Source organism: Sphingomonas sp. BE138, from assembly GCF_031456125.1.
In the GTDB taxonomy this organism is placed as follows: Bacteria; Pseudomonadota; Alphaproteobacteria; order Sphingomonadales; family Sphingomonadaceae; genus Sphingomonas.
Genome location: NZ_JAVDUC010000001.1, coordinates 200,404 through 221,762, shown reverse-complemented (window position 1 = coordinate 221,762; position 21,359 = coordinate 200,404). Strand labels below are relative to the sequence as shown.

General features: G+C 71.0%; 14 protein-coding genes. 10 read left to right on the top strand and 4 right to left on the bottom strand.

Annotated features, from left to right (window positions below; genetic code table 11):
- Nucleotides 1-84: 84 nt before the first annotated feature.
- A complete protein-coding gene (locus J2Y58_RS00950) occupies nucleotides 85-4,326 on the bottom strand; it encodes a translocation/assembly module TamB domain-containing protein (protein ID WP_310097314.1) in 4,242 nt (1,413 codons plus the stop codon).
- Nucleotides 4,326-6,524 carry an autotransporter assembly complex family protein gene (locus J2Y58_RS00945; RefSeq protein WP_405053056.1) on the bottom strand — a complete coding sequence of 733 codons (2,199 nt, stop codon included), beginning with the start codon at nucleotides 6,522-6,524 and terminating at the stop codon, nucleotides 4,326-4,328. Before J2Y58_RS00945 ends, J2Y58_RS00950 begins: the two co-directional genes overlap by 1 nt.
- Before the next feature lie 197 nt (nucleotides 6,525-6,721).
- Here J2Y58_RS00945 and J2Y58_RS00940 point away from each other — a divergent pair, with 197 nt between their 5' ends.
- The 6 genes from J2Y58_RS00940 to J2Y58_RS00915 all read left to right on the top strand — a co-directional run bounded on the left by J2Y58_RS00940 (nucleotide 6,722) and on the right by J2Y58_RS00915 (nucleotide 15,583).
- Entirely contained in the window at nucleotides 6,722-7,888 is a 1,167-nt protein-coding gene (locus J2Y58_RS00940; RefSeq protein WP_310097311.1) for an acyl-CoA dehydrogenase family protein, read from the top strand.
- On the top strand, nucleotides 7,885-8,658 hold the full coding sequence (locus J2Y58_RS00935) for an enoyl-CoA hydratase-related protein (protein ID WP_310097309.1): 774 nt from the start codon (nucleotides 7,885-7,887) through the stop codon (nucleotides 8,656-8,658). The genes J2Y58_RS00940 and J2Y58_RS00935 overlap by 4 nt, the downstream gene beginning before the upstream one ends.
- Before the next feature lie 97 nt (nucleotides 8,659-8,755).
- Nucleotides 8,756-10,003 (top strand): efflux RND transporter periplasmic adaptor subunit, encoded by a 1,248-nt coding sequence (locus tag J2Y58_RS00930; RefSeq protein ID WP_310098321.1) that lies wholly within the window; start codon nucleotides 8,756-8,758, stop codon nucleotides 10,001-10,003.
- A gap of 6 nt (nucleotides 10,004-10,009) precedes the next feature.
- Nucleotides 10,010-13,315, top strand: a complete 3,306-nt coding sequence (locus tag J2Y58_RS00925) for an efflux RND transporter permease subunit (protein WP_310097306.1) — start codon at nucleotides 10,010-10,012, stop codon at nucleotides 13,313-13,315.
- Nucleotides 13,315-14,904, top strand: a complete 1,590-nt coding sequence (locus tag J2Y58_RS00920; protein WP_405053055.1) for an efflux transporter outer membrane subunit — start codon at nucleotides 13,315-13,317, stop codon at nucleotides 14,902-14,904. The genes J2Y58_RS00925 and J2Y58_RS00920 overlap by 1 nt, the downstream gene beginning before the upstream one ends.
- A gap of 175 nt (nucleotides 14,905-15,079) precedes the next feature.
- Nucleotides 15,080-15,583, top strand: coding sequence for a GNAT family N-acetyltransferase (locus tag J2Y58_RS00915; RefSeq protein ID WP_310097300.1), 504 nt, complete (start codon nucleotides 15,080-15,082; stop codon nucleotides 15,581-15,583).
- Nucleotides 15,584-15,586: 3 nt separating this feature from the next.
- Here J2Y58_RS00915 and J2Y58_RS00910 read toward each other — a convergent pair whose 3' ends face one another.
- Complete coding sequence (locus J2Y58_RS00910; protein ID WP_310097297.1) at nucleotides 15,587-15,943, bottom strand: phasin family protein; 357 nt, start codon at nucleotides 15,941-15,943, stop codon at nucleotides 15,587-15,589.
- Nucleotides 15,944-16,069: 126 nt separating this feature from the next.
- Between J2Y58_RS00910 and J2Y58_RS00905 the strand changes: the two genes are divergently transcribed.
- From J2Y58_RS00905 to J2Y58_RS00890, 4 genes are read left to right on the top strand one after another with little or no spacing between them, the layout of a single operon-like run.
- Entirely contained in the window at nucleotides 16,070-16,630 is a 561-nt protein-coding gene (locus J2Y58_RS00905) for a hypothetical protein (protein WP_310097295.1), read from the top strand.
- On the top strand, nucleotides 16,627-17,265 hold the full coding sequence (locus J2Y58_RS00900; RefSeq protein WP_310097292.1) for a peptidylprolyl isomerase: 639 nt from the start codon (nucleotides 16,627-16,629) through the stop codon (nucleotides 17,263-17,265). Before J2Y58_RS00905 ends, J2Y58_RS00900 begins: the two co-directional genes overlap by 4 nt.
- A gap of 56 nt (nucleotides 17,266-17,321) precedes the next feature.
- Nucleotides 17,322-18,551 (top strand): M20 family metallopeptidase, encoded by a 1,230-nt coding sequence (locus tag J2Y58_RS00895; protein ID WP_310097289.1) that lies wholly within the window; start codon nucleotides 17,322-17,324, stop codon nucleotides 18,549-18,551.
- Nucleotides 18,552-18,565: 14 nt separating this feature from the next.
- A complete protein-coding gene (locus J2Y58_RS00890; protein ID WP_310098318.1) occupies nucleotides 18,566-19,075 on the top strand; it encodes a biliverdin-producing heme oxygenase in 510 nt (169 codons plus the stop codon).
- Between the two features lie 138 nt (nucleotides 19,076-19,213).
- Here J2Y58_RS00890 and J2Y58_RS00885 read toward each other — a convergent pair whose 3' ends face one another.
- Nucleotides 19,214-21,352, bottom strand: coding sequence for a histidine kinase dimerization/phosphoacceptor domain -containing protein (locus J2Y58_RS00885; protein WP_310097286.1), 2,139 nt, complete (start codon nucleotides 21,350-21,352; stop codon nucleotides 19,214-19,216).
- Between the last annotated feature and the right edge of the window lie 7 nt (nucleotides 21,353-21,359).

Here is a 21,359-nt window from a genome sequence, read left to right as displayed (position 1 = left end):
CGGGCACCGTCTTCCCGGCTTACGCGGGAAGACGGAAGGACGTGACCAAAAACGTGGCCGCATCATCCCCGCGCGCCCTGCCCCTCAGAAGTCGCGCGAATACCGTACCTGCACGTTCGACCCGCCGAACGACCCGGCCTGCGACAGGATGCTGATCGACTTGGTCAGCGCGATCGTCAGCTGGGTCGCGGTGAAGCCGCGCGCGTCGGTGACGATCTCGATATAGATATCGTTCGTCAGATACTTGCCCGCCGCCAGCGCCGATCCGCGCCCGCTCGCCTCGTCCGCGCCCAGGATGCGCAGTCGGTCGAACCCGGTCGCCGAGCGCAGCTTGCCGAGCGGGTTCAGCCCGCCGCCCGACCCGCGCAGCGAGTTGAGCGCGGAGGCGAGTTGCAGCGCCTCGGTCGCCGACAGATTCTCCGGGTTGGTCCCGAACAGCAGGCGGCTCAGCACCTCGTCCTGCGGCAACGAAGGGGTGGAGGTGAAGGCGATCTGCGGGCGCTGCCCGGTGCCGGTGATGTTGATGTTGAACGTCACCCCGTCGTTGCTGGTCGTCGCCAGGATGTTGATGTCAGGATCGGTCAGCGCCGCGCCGCCACGGAACCGCACCTGCCCGCGCTGCACGTCGAAGCGCTTGCCGGCGAAGGAGTAGGTGCCGCGCACGAGGTCCAGCCCGCCCGCGATCGTCGGCGCCGCGCTGGTGCCGCCGATGCGCAGGTCCATCGACCATTCGCTCTCCAGCCCCATGCCCGAGACATACAGCTGGTTGTCGGCGCGCACGCGCAGGTCCAGCTTGAACAGCCCCACCGGCGGCGGTGTCGGCCGGTCGGTCGGCTTGGGCGCGCGAATGTCGCTCTTGCGGCGTACGCCGGTCAGCTCGGGCACCTCGGCCGAGCCCTGCCGGATGATCTCGTACCGCGCATTGGGCACGCGGATATCGCCCGAGATCAGCCCGCCGTTTGCGCCGTTCTGGATGCGGATGTCGCCGCTGGCGGTCGCGCCGAGCGCGTCGGAGCGCGCCAGCTGCGCATTGCGCATCGCGACCCGCACGTCGAGCGGGAAGCCCTGCGCCGCCGCCAGGCTGACGTTGCCCTGCGCCTGCACCGTGCCCTGCCCCGCGCGTGCCTGCAGTTGCGACAGTTCCAGCCGGTCGTTGTTGAAGCGCGCCGCGACCCGCATGTTGGTCAACCGCGTGCCATAGGTCTCGTTGGTATAGGTCAGGTTGTCCGCGCGCACGAGGCCGTTGATCCGCGGCGCGCCGACCGTTCCGCCGAAGTCGGCGGCGATCGCCACCGGCCCCGACAATTGCTGCTCCGCCAACCCGGCGAGGCTGAAGAGTACCCCCGACGGCCCGTTGTAGCGGATCCCGCCCGACAGCGGCCCCTGCATCAGCCGCGTGGTCCAGCTACCGCTGCCGCTCGGCGTCAGCGTCGCCACCATCCGCCCGACCGGCGTGCCGCCACGCTTGATCAGCGCACGTCCCTCGCCCGCCGCGCTGGTCAGCCGGCCCTGGAACACGATGTCGACCGGCTCCGAGACCGAGGTCAGGCTGGAGCGCGTGAAATTGGCGATGTTCAGCCGCGCGTCCGCGCGCGGGAACGCCTCGCCCGCCGCCTGGACATAGTCCACGCTGCCGGTGGCCTGGCCGCCGACGCCGATATTGGGCACCAGCGCGCTGATCAGCGACAGGTCGAGCCGGTCGAGCCGCATCTGCGCCTCGGTCGCACCGCCGCCGAACCGCCCGGCGACCCGCAGCGAGCCCTTGTCGAAGTCGATCCGCGCCGGCTGCAACCGGTATCCGCCACGCTCGGCGACGATCCGCGCCGGCGCGGCGGTGCGGAACGCCACTTCGTTCGCCGCGCCCTGAAGCGCGACCAGATACTGGCCCGGCGACAGTCGCGCGTTTGCCGCGAGGCGGAACGGCACGCTGTTCGACCCGGTCAGGAACGCCTGCGCGGTCCCGGATCCGCCGGCATAGTTCACGCGCACCCGCCCCTTGTCGAGCACCGTCGCCCCGTAGCGGAGGTCGGCCACCTGCGCATCGGCGCGCACCTGCGGCTTGTCATAGAGCACCACGTCGGCGTTGATCAGCGCGCGCCCGATCGTGAAGTCGACCATGCCCGGGATCTTTGCCGACAGCGCCCGCGCGTTGACGCTGGCGCGCTGGTACTTGCCCTGCGCGCCCAGCGTCGCCAGCCCGTTCAGCCCCTGCCCGTTGAAGCGGACCTGGCCCGCGAACGGCCCCGCGGCGGTCTGCACGACGCGTCCCGCGAACTGCACGCCCGCGAACAGCACGCGGCGGATGTCGACCGCCAGTTGCCGGCCCGGCGTCACCAGCACGTCGGCGGTGAACGGCCCGTAATTGGTGCCGCCGGTCGCGTTGACCTGATACGATCCCCCGCGCCCGACGACCCGCGCATCGAGGTTGGCGAGCCCGATCCCGACACCCGGTCGCGGCGCGCGCAGCCGCACGACCGGTGCGGTCGCCGATCCGGTCACGCGCGCGAACAGCGGGCCGTATTGCGTCGAATAGGCGTCGGCATCGACCAGCAACGCGCCGCTCGCCGGATCGAACCGCCCCTGCCCGCGCGTGATGCGGAACTGCGGCGCATTCATCTTCAGGCTCTCGAAGGTGACGACCCCCTCGGGCGAATAGCCGAAACGCGTGCTGAGCACCGCATTGCCGCCCAGGAAGGTGCGCGCGCCCTCGTTGAACAATTGCTTGGTCTGCACCGCGACGCGGCCGGTGATCCCGAACCCGCCGCGCGCACCGGGCACCAGCTTGGCATCGGTCTGGATATTGAGGATGCCGACGCTGTCGACGCGGAAGTTGTTGACGCGCCCCTGCAACCCGCCGGTGTAGCGCCCGGTCTGCATGTTCGCCGCGATGATCGCGGTGGCATCGATCGTGTCGGACCGGATGCGCAGATTGTCCGACAGGATGTTGGGCATCTGGATCGCCAGATCGCCGTCGACGCGCGCGTTGGTGGTGAGGCCGCCCAGCGCCGGGTTCAGCCCCGCAATGCGCTTCGCACGCGCATGGACCGGCACCAGGATGCGGTCGCTGTTCACGCGCGCCAGTCCCTCGGCGTACAGATTCTCGACGCTCATCGCGCCGAAGCCGAGCGAGGTCGCCCGCACCTTGTAATCGACGGTCGGGGTCGCGAACGCGCCGTTCAGCACCACGCGCGCCAGCACGTCGCGTCCGCGCAGATTGGGCGCGATCGCACCCGGCGTCAGCAGCCTGGCGTCGACCGCGAAATTGCCGAAGCGACTGTTCTTCAGGTCGAGCATCCCGCCCGCGTCGACCGCCAGCGCGCTCGACGCCAGCTTGATGCGCGTGTCGGCGCTGCGCTCGCCCAGCGTCACGTCGGCCGCGACCTGCAAGGCGGGGGCGGTCAGCCGCTCGACCGGGCCCTCCAGGTACAGCCCCGGCCGCGTCGGCCCGCGCACCTCGATGTGCCCGTTTCGCGCGGTGAGCGACAGGTTGGCCAGCTCACCGCCGCCCAGCGTCGCCAGCGCGCGACCCTGCCACGACGCCCAGCTACCACGCCCGGTGACGGTCGCGGTCAGCGGCGCCTTCAACCCCGCCAGCTGCGCGACGACGCCGCCCGCCGGCGCGGCCAGCCGCACGTCTACGTCCAATTTGTTGTCGTCGGGCACCGCGTCGATCTTCACCCGCGCCGTGTCGCCGCCCGCGACGCCCGGCGCGCGCAGCGCCACCGCGTCGACCGTCAGCTGCGCGCGGCGATCGGCGATATGCGCCTGCCCGTCGAAGCGCGCGATATGCCGCGCGCCCGACACCGCCGGCTCCATCACGAACCGCGCGACCTGCAAGCGGCCGATGTCGATATCGAGATCGGGCAGCAGCGGTGCGTTGGGATCGGTCGGCTCGGTCGACGGCTTCAACTCGGGGTTGCGTCGCAGCGTGATCAGCTCGCTACCGACGCTGCGCACGTCGACATGGTTGTTCACGAACGCGAACGGTCGCCAGTCGACGTCCAGCCGCGGCGAGGTCAGGAACACGCCCTTGGGATCGCTGACCCGCACGTCGCTCAGCCGCATCCGGCCGTAGAGCGATCCGTCGATCCGCCCGACCTTGATGTTCAGCCCCGATGCCGTCGTATAGCCGCCGATCTGGTCGGCCACGAACCGCCGGCCGGGATCGGTGTTGATCCCCAGCACGATCACCACCACCAGCATCAACAGCGCCAGCAGCGCGATGCCGATCCACTTCAGGATGCGCAGCCACAGCGGCCGGTGCCGCTCCTGCACGACCACGTTCTCGCCTTCCGTGCCACGGGGCGCCAGCGTGTCGTCAGCCATCAGAACGCCTGCCCGATCGAGATGTACAAAGCGACCTTGGCATCGCCCGGACGCGGGTTGAGCGGCGTCGCGACGTCGACGCGCATCGGCCCGAAATTGGTATAGAAGCGCCCGCCGATGCCCGCGCCGAAGCGCAGGTCGCTGGCGTTGGGCAGCGTGCTTTCATACGCATTGCCGGCGTCGAGGAACGGCACGATCCCGAAGTTGCCGAAGCGATAGCGCGCCTCGATCGAGAATTCGTTGAGGCTGCGTCCGCCGATCGGGCGCAGGTCCTTCACCTCGTCGCGATCCTCGTCACCCGGCACCAGCGAGCTTTCCGGTTCGAGCGGCCCGAGCCGCTGGAAGCCATAACCGCGCACCGATCCGCCGCCGCCGCCGTAATACCGCCTGGACGGCGCGATATCGTCACGCGCGATCCCGAAGATGCTGCCAGCGCGCACGCGGCCTGCGATCACCAGCTTGTCGGACACCGGGTAGTAAGCGGTCGCCTCGACCAGGCTGCGGCCATACGGACGCACCGACCCCTGCACCGAGGTTTCCGGGCTCAGGCTCAGCTTCAGGCGATAGCCGCGCGTCGGATTGAGCAGGTCGTCGGACGTGTCGAACTGCACTTGCCCCGGCAGCGCCAGCACGCCGTAGGTGCGGCGCACGCGGTCGTTCTCGCCGAAGTCGAACACGCTCTCGTTCGTGCCGACCAGTTCGAAGCCATAGGCATAGGTGAACTTCTTCTGCCAGATCGGCGTCGAATCGTACGAGATGCGCCCCGACAGCGTCCCCGTGAACGCCTCGAACGCATCGTAATTGGCGCGCAGCGCGCTGGCGACAAGCGTCACGGTGCGGTCGCGCTTGCCGGCGTTCTGGCGGCGGAACGTACCCGAAATCCCCTGCTGCTGCGTGCCCGCGATCGCGCCCAGGATCAGCGCGCCTTCGGGCGGGAAGCGGTTGCGGTTGGTGAACGTGCCCTCCACGGTCACGCCCTGCCCGGTCTGGAACCCCGCGCCGCCCGACAGGCTCTTGGCCGGTCCGCGCGTCTGGCGCACCATCAGGTCGACCTGCTCGGTCCCGTCGGGCAGGATCGTGCCGGTCCGCACCGGCTGCACGCCGACGCCGTTGAACAGCCCCGTCGCGACCAGCGCCTCGCGCAGGTCGTCCGCCTTGCGGTTGTCGTAGAGCTGCCCCTGTTCGAAACGCGGGAAGACGTTCAGATGCTTCAGGTCGAACACCGGGTCGCCCTCGGTCCTGAGCACCCCGAACGACGATCGCGGCCCGGTGTCGACCGGCAGCGTATAGTCGCCGCGCGCGGTCTGCTCGTCGAGCAGGATGTCGCGCTCCCCGACCTTCACGAACGGATAGCCCTGCTGCGGCAGCTTCAGGCTGACGTTCGCCTCCGCGCCCTGCACCCGCGCCGCCTCGATGGGGTCGCCGGTCTTCAGCGGCAGCTCGCGCCGCACCAGGTCGGGCGGCGTCGTCGGCTGCGCCTGCACGGTGATCGTGCCCAGCTTGTAGAGCTGCCCCGGCGTCGCGCTGACGATCGCCTTCACCTGCTGCTTCTCGCCCGGCACATTCTCGATCCGCGAGATCGCGGTGCCGTCGTAATAGCCGAGCGACTTCATCAGCCGCACCGCCAGCTGCTCGTCCTCGCGCCCGCGCGCGGCCACCTGCGTGGCATTGTCGGCCTTGCCCTTGCCCTCGCGCAGCGCCGACAGCGCGTTGAATTCGTCGGTCAGCCCGAGCGGATCGAGCCCGCGCACCTCGCTGACATAGCGGATGTCGGGCGCGTCCTCGCCCTTCACGTCCGCGACGCTTTGCAACGGCGTGGAATTGAACGCCGACAACGGCTCCAGCGGTTGCGCCAGCGCCGGATCGGCGGGCGGCGCGGGCGGCAACGTGCCCGGCGTGATCGGTGCCTGCGCGGCGTCCTGCGCCGGGGCGGGCGCCGGAGTCGCGGTGCTGGTCGCGGGGGCGGTCGTGGTGCGCGTCGCATCGGCCGGCATCGGCTCCAGCGGCGCGTTGATATCGCCCGACAGCGGCGGCAGCGCCTGGTCGAACTCGGCGTCGGGCACGATCGGCGCATTGCCCTGGCTGTCGGGGCCGGCGGGATCGCGCGGTGCATCCGGGCCCCGCGCCGGCGCGGTACCCGGGGTCTGGATCTGTGCCTGCGCCTGTCCCACGACCAGCGCGAACCCGGCGGTGGCCAGGAGCAGACGGGAGTGACGAACCGTAAAAGCCAAGTATGACGCCCCTTTGCGCGAGCAAACGCCGGCATTCCGGTACGTTTCCGCGTCAGGTGCCAACGATCCACACGCGAAACGGTTGCGCGCCTGCGACCGGCAACGCGGCTGGCGCATCGCGAAGGGAGGTCGTAGGAGGTCGGCAACGACGGCTGGGAGAGCGCATGAACTTCGATCTCGACGACGATCACCGCATGATCGCGGAGCTGGCGCGCCGCTTCGTCGACGACGAACTCGTGCCGCTCGAAAACGCGCTGCTGGAGCGCGAGAGCCAGGGCCACGGTCTCGAACTGACGCCCGCGGAACGCGCGCGCATCGACGCCGTCTCGCGCGACCTGGGGCTGTGGGGGCTCGACGCGCCCGAGGACGTCGGCGGGCATGACCTTCCCGCCGTGGCGATGGTGGCGGTCAACGAGGCGCTCGGCCGCACGATCGTGCCGTGGACCCTGCCCCCCGACTCGCCCAACCTCCGGATGCTCGCCGCCACCGTCGACGATCGCCAGCGCGCGGCGTATCTGGCGCCGTATGTCCGCGGCGAGACGATCTCGGCGATCGGCATCTCCGAGCCCGGCGCCGGGTCCGACCCGGCGGGCATGAAGACCACCGCGGTGCGCGACGGCGACGACTGGGTGCTCAACGGCCGCAAGATCTGGATCACCAAGGCCGATCGTGCCGACTTCACGATCGTGATCGCGGTCACCGACAAGGAGAAGCGCCAGCGCGGCGGGATGAGCGCGTTCCTCGTCGATCGCGACGCGCCGGGCTTCTCGGTCGTACGCCCGATCCCGATGATCGGGGGCGAGACGACCTATGAGGTCGCGCTCGACGATTGCCGCGTCGCCGCATGGAAGCTGCTCGGCACCGAGGGCCAGGGGTTCGCGCCGATGCAGCTGCGCCTCAACACCCGGCGGGCGGAGATGGCCGCCAACGCGATCGGCATGGCCGCCCGCGCGCTCGACATGCTGGTCGACTATGCGCCGCAGCGCACGACCTTCGGCAAGCCGCTCAGCGAGCGCCAGACGATCCAGAACTGGGTCGCCGACGCCGCGATCCGCATCCATGCCGCGCGGCTGATGGCCTATGACTGCGCGTGGAAGATCGACCAGCGCCGCGACGCGCGCACCGAGGTGTCGATGCTCAAGAGCTTCGCGCTGGAAATGGCGTGGGAGGTGCTCGACCACGTCATGCAGGCGTTCGGCGCGATGGGCATGACGCGCGAGATGCCGCTGGCGCAGATGGCGGCGCGCATCCGCCTGATGCGCATCTACGACGGCCCGACCGAGATCCACAACTGGGTCGTCGCCCGCAACCTCCTGGGAACCCGCGCATGAAGCAGCATATTTCGGTCACGCGCGACGGCCATGTCGCGACCGTCGTCATCGACCGCGCACCGCACAACCACGTCAACGCCGCGCTGATCCATGCGCTCGCCGACGTGCTCGACGCGTGCGACGCCGATCCCGAGGTGCGCGCGGTGGTGCTGGCCACCGAAGGCCGCGTGTTCTGCGGCGGCGCCGACCTGACCGGCGACACGCCGCTGGTCGACGAGCACGGCGAGAGCGAGACCCCTGCGCTCTATCGCGGCGCCGTGCGGCTGTTCTCCGCCCGCAAGCCGATCGTCGCCGCGATCCAGGGCGCGGCGGTCGGCGCCGGGCTCGGCCTCGCGCTCGTCGCCGACTTCCGCGTCGCCGCCGCGGAGGCGCGCTTCTCCGCCAATTTCGTCGCGCTCGGCTTCCACGCCGGCTTCGGGATCAGCCTGACCCTGCCGCGCGTCGTCGGCGTGCAGCACGCCAGCCTGATGCTGCTGACCGGCCGCCGCGTGAAGGCCGAGGAGGCACTGCGCTACGGCCTCGTCGACCAGATCGCGCCGCTCGCCGAGGTCCGCGCCGCCGCGCAAGGACTCGCCGCCGAGATCGCCGCCAACGCGCCGCTGGCGGTCGAGGCGACGCGCGCCACCTTGCGCGCCGACATCGCCGAGGCGGTCCGCCAGCGCACCGAGCACGAGCGCGCCGAGCAGGACCGGCTGATGCAGACCGCGGACTTCCGCGAGGGATTGCAGGCGGTTGCCGAGCGCCGCGCGGGCAATTTCCGCCGCGGCTGACAAATAAAAGGTCGCCGCTGCGAAACATTTGCGACAAATAGCGCTTAGCCGGTGCATTCCCCCGGTTCGGACAAGGCACAGAGTGGCGACAGCGATGATGGGACGGCGGGCGCGCGACGCGGCCGGGCTGGTGACGCTTGCGGCGGCGCTTGCGCTTGCGGCATGCAGCGGCGGCAGCGGCAGCGAGGGCGGGCAAGGCAGCGGACAGGGCAAGGGCAAGGGCGGCCCCGGCGGCCCGGGCGGCGGCCCGACCACCGTCGGCTATGTCGTCGTGCAACCGACCGCGGTCGAGACGGTCAGCGAACTGCCCGGCCGCACCGTCGCCTATGAAAGCTCGCAGGTCCGCCCGCAGATCACCGGCGTGATCCAGAAGCGCTTCTTCACCGAGGGCGCGCTCGTCAGGCGCGGCCAGCCGCTCTACCAGATCGACCCCTCGATCTACCGCGCCGCCGCCAATCAGGCGCGCGCCAACGTCGCCAACGCGCAGGCGACCTTCGCCGCCGCCAAGATCCGCGCCGACCGCTACAAGCCGCTCGCCGAAATGGAGGCGATCAGCGCGCAGGACTATACCGATGCGGTCGCGCAGCAGCGGCAGGCCGCCGCGCAGATCGGCGTCAACACCGCGCAGCTCGACAGCGCGCGCGTCAACCTGCGCTTCACCACCGTTCCCGCCCCGATCACCGGGCGGATCGGCCGTTCGCTGTTCACGGTCGGCGCGCTCGTCAGCGCGACGCAGGCCGATCCGCTCGCGACCATCCAGCAGCTTGATCCGATGTTCGTCGACATCCAGCAGTCGAGCGCCAACCTCCTCGGCTTGCGCCGCGCGCTCGCCGCCGGCGGCGCCGCCCCGGCGCGCGCCGAGGTGACGCTGAAGCTGGAGGACGGCACCGACTACGGCATCAAGGGAACGGTCGAGTTCGCCGAGGTCGTCGTCGACCCCAGCACCGGCACCGTTACGCTGCGCGCGCGCTTCCCCAATCCGCAGGGGTTGCTGCTGCCCGGCATGTTCGTCCGCGCCGCCTTTGCGCAGGCCATCCAGAAGAACGCCTTCCTGGTGCCCCAGGTCGCGATCAGCCGCGATGCGAAGGGCAATGCGACGCTGTTCGTCGTCGGCGCGAACGGCAAGGCCGAGCAGCGCTCGATCAAGGCCGACCGCACGCAGGGGCAATATTGGGTCGTCACCGACGGGCTGAAGGGCGGCGAGCACGTCATCACGCAGGGGCTCGCCAACCTGCGCCCCGGCGCCGCGATCCGCGCGGTGCCCGCCAACGCGCCGCAACCGGTAAAGGCGCCTTCGCCCGAACAGATGGAGAAGATGGGCGGTACCAAGGGCAAGGCAGGCTAACCGGCCATGTCCCGCATCTTCATCGACCGCCCCATCTTCGCATGGGTGCTGGCCATTATCGTGATGCTGGCCGGGGTCGGCGCGATCCTGTCGCTGCCGATCGCGCAATATCCCGACGTCGCGCCGCCGCAGGTCTCGATCCGCGCCACCTTCCCCGGCGCCAATGCGCAGACGATCCAGAACAGCGTCACCCAGGTGATCGAGCAGCAGCTGACCGGCATCGACGGGCTGCTCTATTTCCAGTCGAGCTCGTCCAGCCGCGGCTCGGTGACGATCACCGCCACCTTCGACAAGGGCACCGATCCCGACATCGCGCAGGTGCAGGTCCAGAACCAGGTCCAACAGGCGCTCAGCCGCCTGCCGCAACAGGTCCAGCAGCAGGGCCTCGTCGTCCGCAAGTCCAACCCGGACTTCCTGCTGATCGTCGGCGTGTACGACACCACCGACAAGCTGACCAACCAGGACATGTCGGACTTCCTCGTCTCCAACCTCCAGGACCCGCTCGGGCGCATCCAGGGCGTCGGCGACACCAACGTCTTCGGCTCGCAATATGCAATGCGCATCTGGCTCGACCCGGCCAGGCTCAACAGCTTCCAGCTGATGCCCGGCGACGTGGTCACCGCGATCCAGAACCAGAATACGGAGGTCGCCGCCGGCGAGATCGGCGGACAGCCCAGCCCCGCGACGCAGATGCTGAACGCGGTCGTCACCGCGCAGTCGCGGCTCCAGACGCCGGCGCAATTCGCGCAGATCATCCTCAAGACCGAGCAGGACGGCGGCACCGTCCGCCTGTCTGACGTCGGCCGGATCGAGCTGGGCGCGGAAAGCTACAACGCGTTCAGCCGCGTGAACCGCCACCCCGGCGCCGGCATCGCGGTGCTGCTCGCGCCCGGCGCCGATGCGCTCAAGACCGCTGAGCTGGTCAAGGCGCAGGTCGAGCAGGCGTCGAAGGGTTTTCCGCCCGGCCTCACCTACGCGTTCGCCAACGACACCACCGACTTCATCAAGCTGTCGATCGAGGAAGTGGTCAAGACGCTGATCGAGGCGATCATCCTCGTCGTCATCGTGATGTTCGTCTTTCTGCAAAGCTGGCGCGCCACGCTCGTCCCCGCCATCGCGGTGCCGGTCGTGCTGCTCGGCACCTTTGCGGTGTTCTACGTCGCCGGCTTCTCGATCAACACGCTGACGCTGTTCGGGCTCGTGCTCGCGATCGGCCTGCTGGTCGACGATGCGATCGTCGTCGTCGAGAACGTGGAGCGCCTGCTGGAGGAGAACCCCGGCATGACCCCGCGCGAGGCGACGATCGAATCGATGAAGGAGATCACGGTCGCGCTGGTCGCGATCGCGCTCGTCCTGTCGGCGGTCTTCATGCCGATGGCGTTCTTCGGCGGGTCGACCGGCGTGATCTACCGCCAATTCTCGCTGACGATCGTCTCGGCGATGGTGCTGTCGGTGCTGGTGGCGGTCATCCTGTCGCCCGCGCTGACCGCGACCCTGCTCAAGCAGACGCACGACGAACACGGCGATCCGATCGAGCAGAGCTGGGTGGGCCGCAAGTTCCCGCGCGTCGCGCACGCGCTGGAGCGGGCGCGCGACGGCTTCAACGACACCTTCGACCGCGGCGTGGCGCGCTATGTCGCGGGCGTGCGGCGGGTGATCGACCGCAAGGCGCTGTTCCTGCTGATCTACCTGGCTACCGTCGCCTTGCTCGCGGTGCTGTTCCTGCGGATGCCCACCGGCTTCCTGCCCACCGAGGACCAGGGTTCGGCAATTGTCCAGTTCCAGCTCCCCGCCGGCGCCACCCGCTCGCGCACCGAGGAGGTGCAGCACAAGGTCGAGGATTATCTCGCCACCAGCGAGGGCGCGAACGTCCGGACGATGTTCACCGTCAGCGGCGGCGGCGGCGGCGGCGCCAGCGGCCAGAACACCGGGCAGGGCTTCGTGAACCTCGCGCCGTGGGAGGATCGCCACGGCAAGGAGAACACCGCCGACGCCATCGTCGCGCGCGCCTCCGCGGCGTTCCGGGGCTTGCGCGACGCGCGCGTCTTCGCGCTGGTCCCCCCCGCAGTGCGCGGCCTCGGCCAGTCGAACGGCTTCACGATGGAATTGCAGAACAGCAGCGGGCTGACGCAGGAGCAGTTCGCCGCGGCGAAGGACAAGTTGCTCGCCGCCGCCAATGCCGATCCCGAACTGGAATCGGTGCGCCTCACCGAATTGCCCGATACGCCGACGCTGAAGGTCGACATCGACCAGCAGAAGCTCGCCGCGCTGGGGCTGACGCAGGCCGACGTGAACACCACGCTGTCGACCGCCTGGGGCGGCCGCTACGTCAACGACTTCGTCGACCGCGGCCGCGTGAAGCGCGTGTTCGTGCAGGGCGATGCGCCGTACCGCGCCGCGCCGACCGACCTGAACCAGTGGTTCGTGCGCGGGTCGGCCGGGCAGATGGTGCCCTTCGCCGCCTTCGCGCAGATCGGCTGGAGCCAGGCGCCGGTCACGCTGTCGCGCTTCAACGGCATCCCGTCCTACGAATTCCAGGGCTCGGCCGCCGAGGGCAAGAGTTCGGGCGAGGCGATGACGCGTATCGAGGAACTCGCGGGCCAGATCCCCGGCACCAGCGTGTCCTGGGCCGGCCTGTCGTTCCAGGAACGGCTGTCCGCCGGGCAGGCGCCGCTCCTCTACGGCCTGTCGATCCTCGTCGTCTTCCTGTGCCTTGCCGCGCTGTACGAAAGCTGGTCGATCCCGTTCGCGGTGCTGCTCGTCATCCCGCTCGGGCTGATCGGCGCGATCCTGTTCACGACGCTGCGCGGCCTCGTCAACGACGTCTACCTCCAGATCGGTCTGCTGACGACGATGGGGCTGGCGGCGAAGAACGCGATCCTGATGATCGAATTCGCCGAGCAGGAGGAGAAGAAGGGCAAGCGCGTCATCGACGCGGCGCTGGCCGCCGCCAGGATCCGCCTGCGCCCGATCCTGATGACCAGCCTCGCCTTCATCTTCGGCGTGCTGCCGCTCGCGATCTCGACCGGCGCGGGCGCGAACAGCCGCATCGCGATCGGCACCTCGGTGATCGGCGGCATGATCACCGCGACCGTGCTGGCGATCTTCTACATTCCGCTGTTCTTCGTGCTGGTGCGCCGCGGCTTCCGCGACGGCTGGAAGGGCCTGCGCCGCGGCGCCGATCCCAGCCCTGATTCCGGCCCGGACGACGACGGCCCGCACGACCACGGCGGCCACGCCGCACCCGACGCGCCGAAGCAACTGCCGCGTCCGATCGACAAGCCCGCGCTGCCCGCGCCGGAGGGGGCATGATGTTCCGCCGTATCGCCGCCCTTTCCGCGCCCATGTCGGCTATGGCCGCGCTCGCCGGCTGCTCGCTCGCGCCCACCTATGTCCGCCCGACGCCGCCGATCCCGGCCTCCTGGCCGGTCGGCGACGCCTACCTGCGGCAAAGCGAGGCGACGCTGCCCAGCGTCACCTACCGCGACATCTTCCGCGACGCGCGACTCCAGGCGCTGATCGACCAGGCGCTGGCCAACAACCGCGACCTGCGCGTCGCGGTCGCCAACATCGCCGCGACGCGCGCGCAATATCGCATCCAGCGCGGCGACCTGTTCCCGCAGCTCAACGCCACCGGCGCCTACAGCTATCGCGAGAGCAGCCGCTCGGGGGTCACCACCGGGATCAACACCGGCGCAGGTGGCGGAACCGGCGGGACGGGCACCGGCACGGGCGGCACCGGCACCGGCACCGGCGGGACGGGCACCGGTACCGGCGGCACCGGCAACACCACGGTCGTTTCCAATTCCAACAGCACCTTTCAGGCGCAGCTCGGCGTCACCGCGTTCGAGATCGACCTGTTCGGGCGCGTCCGCTCGCTCACCGGCGCGGCGCTGTCGCGCTATTTCGCGCAGGAAGCCGCCGCGCGTGCCACCCGCCTCACGCTGATCGGCGACATCGCCAACGCCTGGCTCACCTATGCCGCCGACAAGAGCCTGCTGACCGTCGCCGAGCAGACCGCTGCCGCCGCGCGGATCAGCGTCCGGCTCACCGACGCGCGGCGGCGCGGCGGCGTGTCGCCGCGCACCGACGTGCGCCAGGCCGAACAGATCCTCGCCACCGCCGAGGCCGACCTCGCCGAACAGCGCACGCTGCTGGCGCAGGACGTCAATGCGCTGCAATTGCTGGTCGGCGCGCCCGTCGACCCCGCGCTGCTGCCCGCCGGGATCGAGCAGGCGGCGCAGACGATCGGCGAACTGCCCGCCGGCATCGACTCGGGCGTGCTGCTGCGCCGTCCCGACGTGGTGCAGGCCGAATATTCGCTGCGCGCCTTCAATGCCGAGATCGGCGCGGCGCGCGCGGCGCTGTTCCCGCGCATCACGCTCACCGGGCTGGTCGGCTTCGCCAGCACCGCGCTGCGCACGTTGTTCGCGGGCGATTCGTTCAACTGGTCGGTCGCGCCCAACGCCAGCTACCCGATCTTCCGCGCCGGCGCCGGGCGCGCGGGCGTCGAATACAGCGTGGCGCAGCGCGACGCCGCGCTCGCCACCTACGAACAGACGATCCAGACCGCGTTCAGCGAAGTGTCCGACGCGCTCGCCCGCCGCGGCACGATCACCGAGCAGCTGGCCGCCAACCAGCGTTTCTATGTCGCGGCGCAGGACACGCTGAACCTGACCAACGCGCGCTACCGCGGCGGCATCGACACGTATCTGACCTCGCTCGACGCGCAACGGCAGCTCTATTCGGCGCAACGCACGCTGGTCGCCACGCAACTCGTGCGCGCCACCAACCTGGTCACCCTCTACCGCACGCTGGGCGGCGACTCGCTGCTCGACGCGACGGATCAGGGGCCGAGGCCGGTCGGGAGCGCGGCGGTCCGCCCTGCCCCAGGATCGTGATCGATAGTCCCCCGTTCGTGCTGAGCCTGTCGAAGCACGTGCCCGGAACACGCCCTTCGACAAGCTCGGGGCGACCGGTGGAGGGGCGGCGAAAACTCGCCGCTACCAGAGCGACTTGACCTCCCCGCCGCCAGCGGGAACGATGTTCGCCGCCCTCACGGCAAGGACCGCGCCGATGCCGCAAACCCGCATACGCCGCCTTCAGGAACGCGACCGGCTGCCGACGCAGGTCTTCGCCGCCGGCGTCCCCGAACACGACCTGCTGTTCCTGGGTCGCGACCTGCGCCAGCCGCGCGTGATCGCGGCCTGGCTGGAGGCGATCGCGCAAGGCTGGATCGACGGGCTGGTCGCCGAGGAGGACGGCGCGCTCGTCGGCACCGCCGCGCTGGTCCGCGATCCGCTGAGCTGGAGCGCGCACGTCGGCGAGATCCGCCTGCTCGTCGCCCCCGACCGCCGCGGCACCGGGCTCGGCCACGACCTGCTCCAGGCGGTGATGCAGATCGCCGCCACGCACGGGCTGGCGAAGCTCACCGTCGCGATGACCGCGGACCGCGTGCGAACGCTCGCCCTGTTCGACAGCCTCGGCTTCGTCGTCGAGGCGCGGCTGCGCGACCATGTCCGCGACGGCAGCGGCACGCCGCACGACCTGGTCGTGCTGGCGCACCACGCCGCCGGGTGATCCTCAGCCCTGCTGGCCGCTCCCGCCGCTGCCCGGGGTTACCGCCGCGCGGCCGAACTGCATGATCAGCTGACCGATCTCGCGCGCCTGCTCCATCGATCGCTGGCCCTGGCTGCGCAGATAGTCGCTCTGGATCTGCATCACCTGCGACAGGTCCTTGGCCTGCGACGCCGCGCGCATTGCGGCGAACGCTTCCTGCGTGTTGGCCTCGACCTGATCGAGGATCTTGCTGCTGATCGTCTGCCCGCTCTCCACCATATGCTGGCCCGACGCGCGCAGCCGGTCGGTCGCCTGCTGCGCCGCATCCGCCGCCGCCCGGCCCATCTGGTCCGCGCCCGTCTCGTTTCGCTGGTCGGTCATCGTCGTTCTCCCCTTGCCGTTGCGGCAGGCTGCCTGTCCGCGCTCAACCCGGCAAGGCGGCGCTTGGTTGCTGCGGATCGTCGCGCCGGGCTGGCCGAAGCGGCACGACGGGTTTATGGAAGCGCCATGTTCCCGCTCGCGCCGAAACCCGCCCTCCTGCTGGCACCGATGCTGCTGTTGTCGCTGCCCATGGCGTCGCTGCCGGCACGCGCGCAGGATGCCCCGCTGCCAGATGCCGCCTGCACCGCGGCCCGCCCGCTCCTGCCGGCGGGGTTCGAGAGCTGGAACACGCGCATGCCCGTCGAGGCCGGCGCCGGCACGCGCAGCGCTCCCGTGATCGTGATCGGCCGCGCCGCCGAGCTCCGGCTGGTGCCCACCGACCGGCTCACTCCCGCCGCCCCGCCGACCCGCCCGGTCGAGGGGGGCAGCAACGCCGGCATGGCGCTGTTCCAGGTCGCGCGCGCCGGCACCTATCGCATCGCACTCGGCGCACCGGCGTGGATCGAGGTCGTCCGCGCCGGTCGCGCGCTGCCCGCCGCCACCCACGCGCACGGCCCGGCGTGCAGCGGCATCCGCAAGATCGTCGACTATTCCCTCGCACCCGGGCGTTACGTCCTGCAACTGACCGGCGCGCAGGCCGCCGTGCTCCCGGTCCTGATCGCCCCGGCACGGCGGGCCGCGGCATGATCGCCGCCCTCGCGCTCCTGCTCGCCGCGCCGCAGGTCACCGCGCCCGCGCCGCCTCCGCCCGCGCCCGCCGCGACGTCGGTGCCCGCTGCGCCCCCGTCCCCCGCCGCTCCGGTCCCCGCGACGCTGACCCGCGTGGTCCTCACCACCGCCGCCGGCCCGATCGTGATCGGCGTCGATACGAAGGCCGCGCCCGTCACCGCCGCCAACTTCCTCAAATATGTCGACGGCAAGCGGCTGGACGGCACCAACTTCTACCGCGCGGTGAAGGTCGGCGACGGCTACGGCCTCGTCCAGTTCGGCACCCGCAACGATCCCAAGCGCACGCTGCCGGCCATCAAGCACGAGCCGACGACGCAGACCGGGCTCAGCCACACCGACGGCACGATCTCGATGGCGATGGCCGCGCCGGGCACCGCGACCGGCGACTTCTTCGTGACGGTCGGGAATTTGACATCGATGGACGCCGCGGACGGCCAGCCCGGCTTCGCCGCCTTCGGCCGCGTGCTGGAGGGGATGGACGTCATCCGCACGATCCTCGCCGCGCCGACCTCCCCGACGCTCGGCGAGGGCGCGATGAAGGGGCAGATGCTGGCACCTGCGATCCGCATCGTCACGGCGCGACGCCTGCCCTGACGCGCTTCCGCGTGGGTGACGGATCGGTTACAGCGGCCACCCAAAGGAGTCCGTCCATGACCAGCACGCTCGCCGACCGAACCGACTGGAGCGCGATCGGCGCCGCCGAGCTTGCCGAGATCGTCGCCCTGCGCCGCGCGATCCATGCCGAGCCCGAGGTCGGGCTGCACTGTCCGCTGACCACCGCCAAGGCGAAGGCAGCGCTCGCCGGACTGCCGCTGGAGATCCACGACAGCACCAGCACCACCGGCTTCATCGCGATCCTGCGCGGCGGGCGCGCGGGCGCGGGGTCGAACGGGCGCACCGTGCTGCTGCGCGGCGACATGGACGCGCTGCCGATGACCGAGGAGACCGGGCTGCCGTTCGCCTCTACCATTCCGGGCCGGATGCACGCCTGCGGCCATGACGCGCACACCGCGATGCTGGCCGGCGCGGCGCGCGCATTGGCGGCGCGGCGCGAGGAGCTGTCCGGAACGATCGTGTTCATGTTCCAGCCCGGCGAGGAAGGCCATCACGGCGCGCGCCACATGATCGCCGACGGGCTGCTCGACATCGCACGGCCGGAGGCGGCGTTCGCGCTCCACATCCTCCCCAACGCCCCCGCCGGCATGTTCGTCGGGCGCGACGGCGCGATGCTCGCCTCCACCGACACCGTGCTCGCCACGATCCGCGGCAAGGGCGGTCACGCCGCGATGCCGCACGAGGCGATCGACCCGATCCCGGTCGCCTGCGCGATCGTCACCGCGCTGCAACAGCATGTCGCGCGCCGCGTGCCGGTCGCCGATCCCGCGGTGCTGACGATGACGCAGATCCACGCCGGCTCCTCGCACAACATCATCCCCGGCGAAGTGCAGCTGATGGGCACGCTGCGCACGCTGTCCGAGGCGACCCGTGAGCAGATGCGCGCCGCGTTCCACCGGATCGCGCAGGGGATCGCGGCCGCGCACGGCTGCGTCGCGGACACGTCGATCGAGGAAGGCTATCCGGTCACCGTCAACGATCGCCGCGCCGCGCGGCTGCTGCGCGATCTGTCGTCGCAGGTGCCCGGCGGCGCCGGCTGGACCGCGATGCCCGCGCCGATGATGGGCGGCGAGGATTTCAGCTACGTGCTGCGGGAAATACCCGGCGCGATGGCGTTCCTCGGCGTCGCCGCACCGGGCAGCGACTGGCGCACCAACCCGCCGCTCCACAACACCCGCATGACGATCGAGGAGGACGTGCTGGCGACCGGCGTGGCGATGCACTGCGCGGTCGCGGAACGCTTCCTGGAGCGCGGACTGGACTGACGCCGGTGTCCGCGATGACGATGCTGCGCGACGCCACCGGCGCGGCGCACGAGCAGGTCGATGCCGCGTTCGGCGCGCACCACCTTGCCGCGCCCGCGGCGTACCGCGCGTTCCTGCTGGCCCACGCCCGCGCGCTGCCGGTCGCCGAGGCGGCGATGGCCGCGCTGCCGTTCGCCGCGACGCTTCCCCCGCGCACCCCGCTGCTCGCCGCGGATCTCGCCGATCTCGGCGCGGCGCTGCCCGCTCCCCTGCCCTTCGCGCCCGGCGAGGATGCGGCGAGCCGCTGGGGCGTGCTGTACGTCGTGGAGGGATCGCGGCTCGGCGGCGCGCTGCTGGCGCGACAGGTGCCCGCGGGCACGCCCTGCCGCTACCTGGGCGCGGTCCACGCCCCCGGCCAGTGGCGGGCGGTTCGCGCGGCGCTGGACGAGGCCGCCGCCGGGCAGGACGCCGACTGGACCGGCCGGATGATCGCCGGCGCGCTCGCCACCTTCGCGCTCTACGCCGCGGCGGCGCGGGACGATTGATCCCGGGCGCTTCTCCCTAGCGCCGGCCGACCCACCCAGCCGTTCGCACCGAGCTTGTCGACGTGCGTGTCTCAGCCGCCGTGCCCGGACGCGCGTGCTTCGACAGGCTCGGCACGAACGGAACGGGTGGTCCGCCCCTCAGTCCGCCTCGATCGGTGCGGTCAGCACCGCGCGCAACCCCGGTGCGTTGTCGAGGTAATCGATCTCGCCGTCGATCCGCTGGATCACCGCGCGCATCATGCGGCTGCCGAACCCTTCGCCGTCACCCTGCTTGCCGGCGCCGTTGTCCGCGACGATCAGGCGCAGCCGGTTGCGATATTGCTCCAGCACGATCTCGATCGGCCCGCCGCTCTGCCCCGGATAGGCATATTTGGTCGCGTTGATGACCAGTTCGGCGGCGATCAGCCCGATGTTCACCGCGCGATCGGCGGGGATCAGCACCGGCGCCAGCGACAGCGTCATCGCGCGCGACCATTCGTCGCCCAGCGACGCCTTCAAATCGTCGATCAGCTCGCCCAGGTAGCGGCTGAGGTCGATCGTCTCGATCTGGTCGTCGCGGTACAGGCGGCGATGCACCAGCGCCACCGCCGACAGCCGCGAGCGTGCCTCGCGCAGCTGGTCGGCGACCACCCCCGGCCCGGCGTCGCGCGCCTGGATCGCCAGGAACGACGACACGAGCTGAAGGCTGTTCTGCACGCGGTGGTCGACCTCGCGCATCAGCAGGTCCTTCTGCGCCAGCAACGCGTCCTTCTCCGCCCCCGCGCGCTCCAGCTCCTGGTTCAGCCGGCGCAGCTCGGTCGAGGCGCGCGCCTCGCGCAGCAGCCGGCGCAGCCGCACGGCGCCCTCCACCTGCTCCAGCGTCCAGCGCCGCGCGCGCCCGCGCACCGTCTCGTGCCACGATTCGAACGAGGCGCGCGGGTGGAGCGTCGCCTGCGGGTCGAGCGGGACCGCCTTGTGCGGATTGCCCGCCCATTCGATCTCCTCGATCTGCTCGACGCGCGTCCAGACCAGCACCTGCCGGTCGTCGACGCGCATCGCCAGCACGCCGCTGTTCGCGCCGAAGCGCCCGGCCGCGGGCCAGTCGACCGCCAGCTCGCGCGTCGCGAACGGCGCGGCATCCTCGCGCAGCCGCAGGCCGCGAACCAGCTCCAGCACGTCCTCGTCCGCGGGCACCACGCCGCTCGACGCCAGCGTCCGGTCGCGGATCAGCACCAGGCCGTCGGCATCCAGCATCCGCCGCAACTCGTCGGCACGCCGGGTCAGCGTCGCGAACGGATCGCCGTCGTCCGCCAGCAATTGCCGCAGCGCGTCCTCCTCGCTGCGCAGCGCCAGCCGGGTGCGATACGCCTCCGCCTCTTCCTTCGCCAGGATCTGCCGCGCCAGCGCGCTCGCCATCGCCGCGCCGGCGGCGCGGATGCTGCGCGGCATCAGCCGGGGGGTGAGATTGTGGCACGCCACCAGTCCCCACAGCAGCCCGTCCTTGACGATCGAGATCGACGCCGACGCCGCAACCCCCATGTTGCGCAGGTATTCGACATGCACCGGCGAGACGCTGCGGATCGCGACGTCGCTCAGGTCGACGGTCTTGAACCCGGCCGGGCGCAGCGCGGCGGGCGTGTAGTTTATGTCGGGGATCACGCGCGTGCGGTTGCGCACGTACAGCGCGCGCGCCTGCCGCGGAATGTCGGTCGCCGGGAAATGGTGGTGGAGGAACGACGACAACGCCGGGTCGCGGTCCTCCGCAACGACGCACCCCGCCTCGTCGTCGAGGAAGCGGTAGATCATTACCCGGTCGAACCCGGTCAGCGCGCGAAACGCCGCCGCGGCGCGGTCGCACAGCATCTTCAGCGTGCCGGCGCGCTCGAACCCTGCGGCGATCGCGTCGAGCCAGCCCAGCGTCGCGGCGACGCTGCCCGGCTGTTCCTCGATCGGCTCCAGCTCGGCGATCAGCCACGGCCCGGCGCGGTGCAGCGCGACGTCGTGCCCGAGCAGCGGCGCGGCCAGCACCGTGCCCCCCGGGCCGACCGGCGCGGCCTGCGCCACCGCGGCGACATCCTGCCGCAACAGCACCGACAGGTCCTGCCCCAGCCAGTCGTCGCCCAGCTTGTCCTCGATCGCGCCCGCCCCGGCGACGACACGCAGCGTGCGCGGGTCGGCGACCAGCATCAGCCCGTGGGGCTGAACCGCGCCCGACAGGTGGATCGGCTCACGATCGCACGGCGTGAGTTCGGCAGCGTCCGGAAGAAGCGCGCCCTCCGACGCCGTTTGCGGGTCCATCGCCGGC

Bases quoted from the DNA above. Each gene is read 5' to 3' on its own strand.
- J2Y58_RS00950 (WP_310097314.1), bottom strand. From the start codon at position 4,326: ATGGCTGACGACACGCTGGCGCCCCGTGGCACGGAAGGCGAGAACGTG.
- J2Y58_RS00940 (WP_310097311.1), top strand. From the start codon at position 6,722: ATGAACTTCGATCTCGACGACGATCACCGCATGATCGCGGAGCTGGCG.
- J2Y58_RS00935 (WP_310097309.1), top strand. From the start codon at position 7,885: ATGAAGCAGCATATTTCGGTCACGCGCGACGGCCATGTCGCGACCGTC.
- J2Y58_RS00930 (WP_310098321.1), top strand. From the start codon at position 8,756: ATGGGACGGCGGGCGCGCGACGCGGCCGGGCTGGTGACGCTTGCGGCG.
- J2Y58_RS00925 (WP_310097306.1), top strand. From the start codon at position 10,010: ATGTCCCGCATCTTCATCGACCGCCCCATCTTCGCATGGGTGCTGGCC.
- J2Y58_RS00920 (WP_405053055.1), top strand. From the start codon at position 13,315: ATGTTCCGCCGTATCGCCGCCCTTTCCGCGCCCATGTCGGCTATGGCC.
- J2Y58_RS00915 (WP_310097300.1), top strand. From the start codon at position 15,080: ATGCCGCAAACCCGCATACGCCGCCTTCAGGAACGCGACCGGCTGCCG.
- J2Y58_RS00910 (WP_310097297.1), bottom strand. From the start codon at position 15,943: ATGACCGACCAGCGAAACGAGACGGGCGCGGACCAGATGGGCCGGGCG.
- J2Y58_RS00905 (WP_310097295.1), top strand. From the start codon at position 16,070: ATGTTCCCGCTCGCGCCGAAACCCGCCCTCCTGCTGGCACCGATGCTG.
- J2Y58_RS00900 (WP_310097292.1), top strand. From the start codon at position 16,627: ATGATCGCCGCCCTCGCGCTCCTGCTCGCCGCGCCGCAGGTCACCGCG.
- J2Y58_RS00895 (WP_310097289.1), top strand. From the start codon at position 17,322: ATGACCAGCACGCTCGCCGACCGAACCGACTGGAGCGCGATCGGCGCC.
- J2Y58_RS00890 (WP_310098318.1), top strand. From the start codon at position 18,566: ATGACGATGCTGCGCGACGCCACCGGCGCGGCGCACGAGCAGGTCGAT.
- J2Y58_RS00885 (WP_310097286.1), bottom strand. From the start codon at position 21,352: ATGGACCCGCAAACGGCGTCGGAGGGCGCGCTTCTTCCGGACGCTGCC.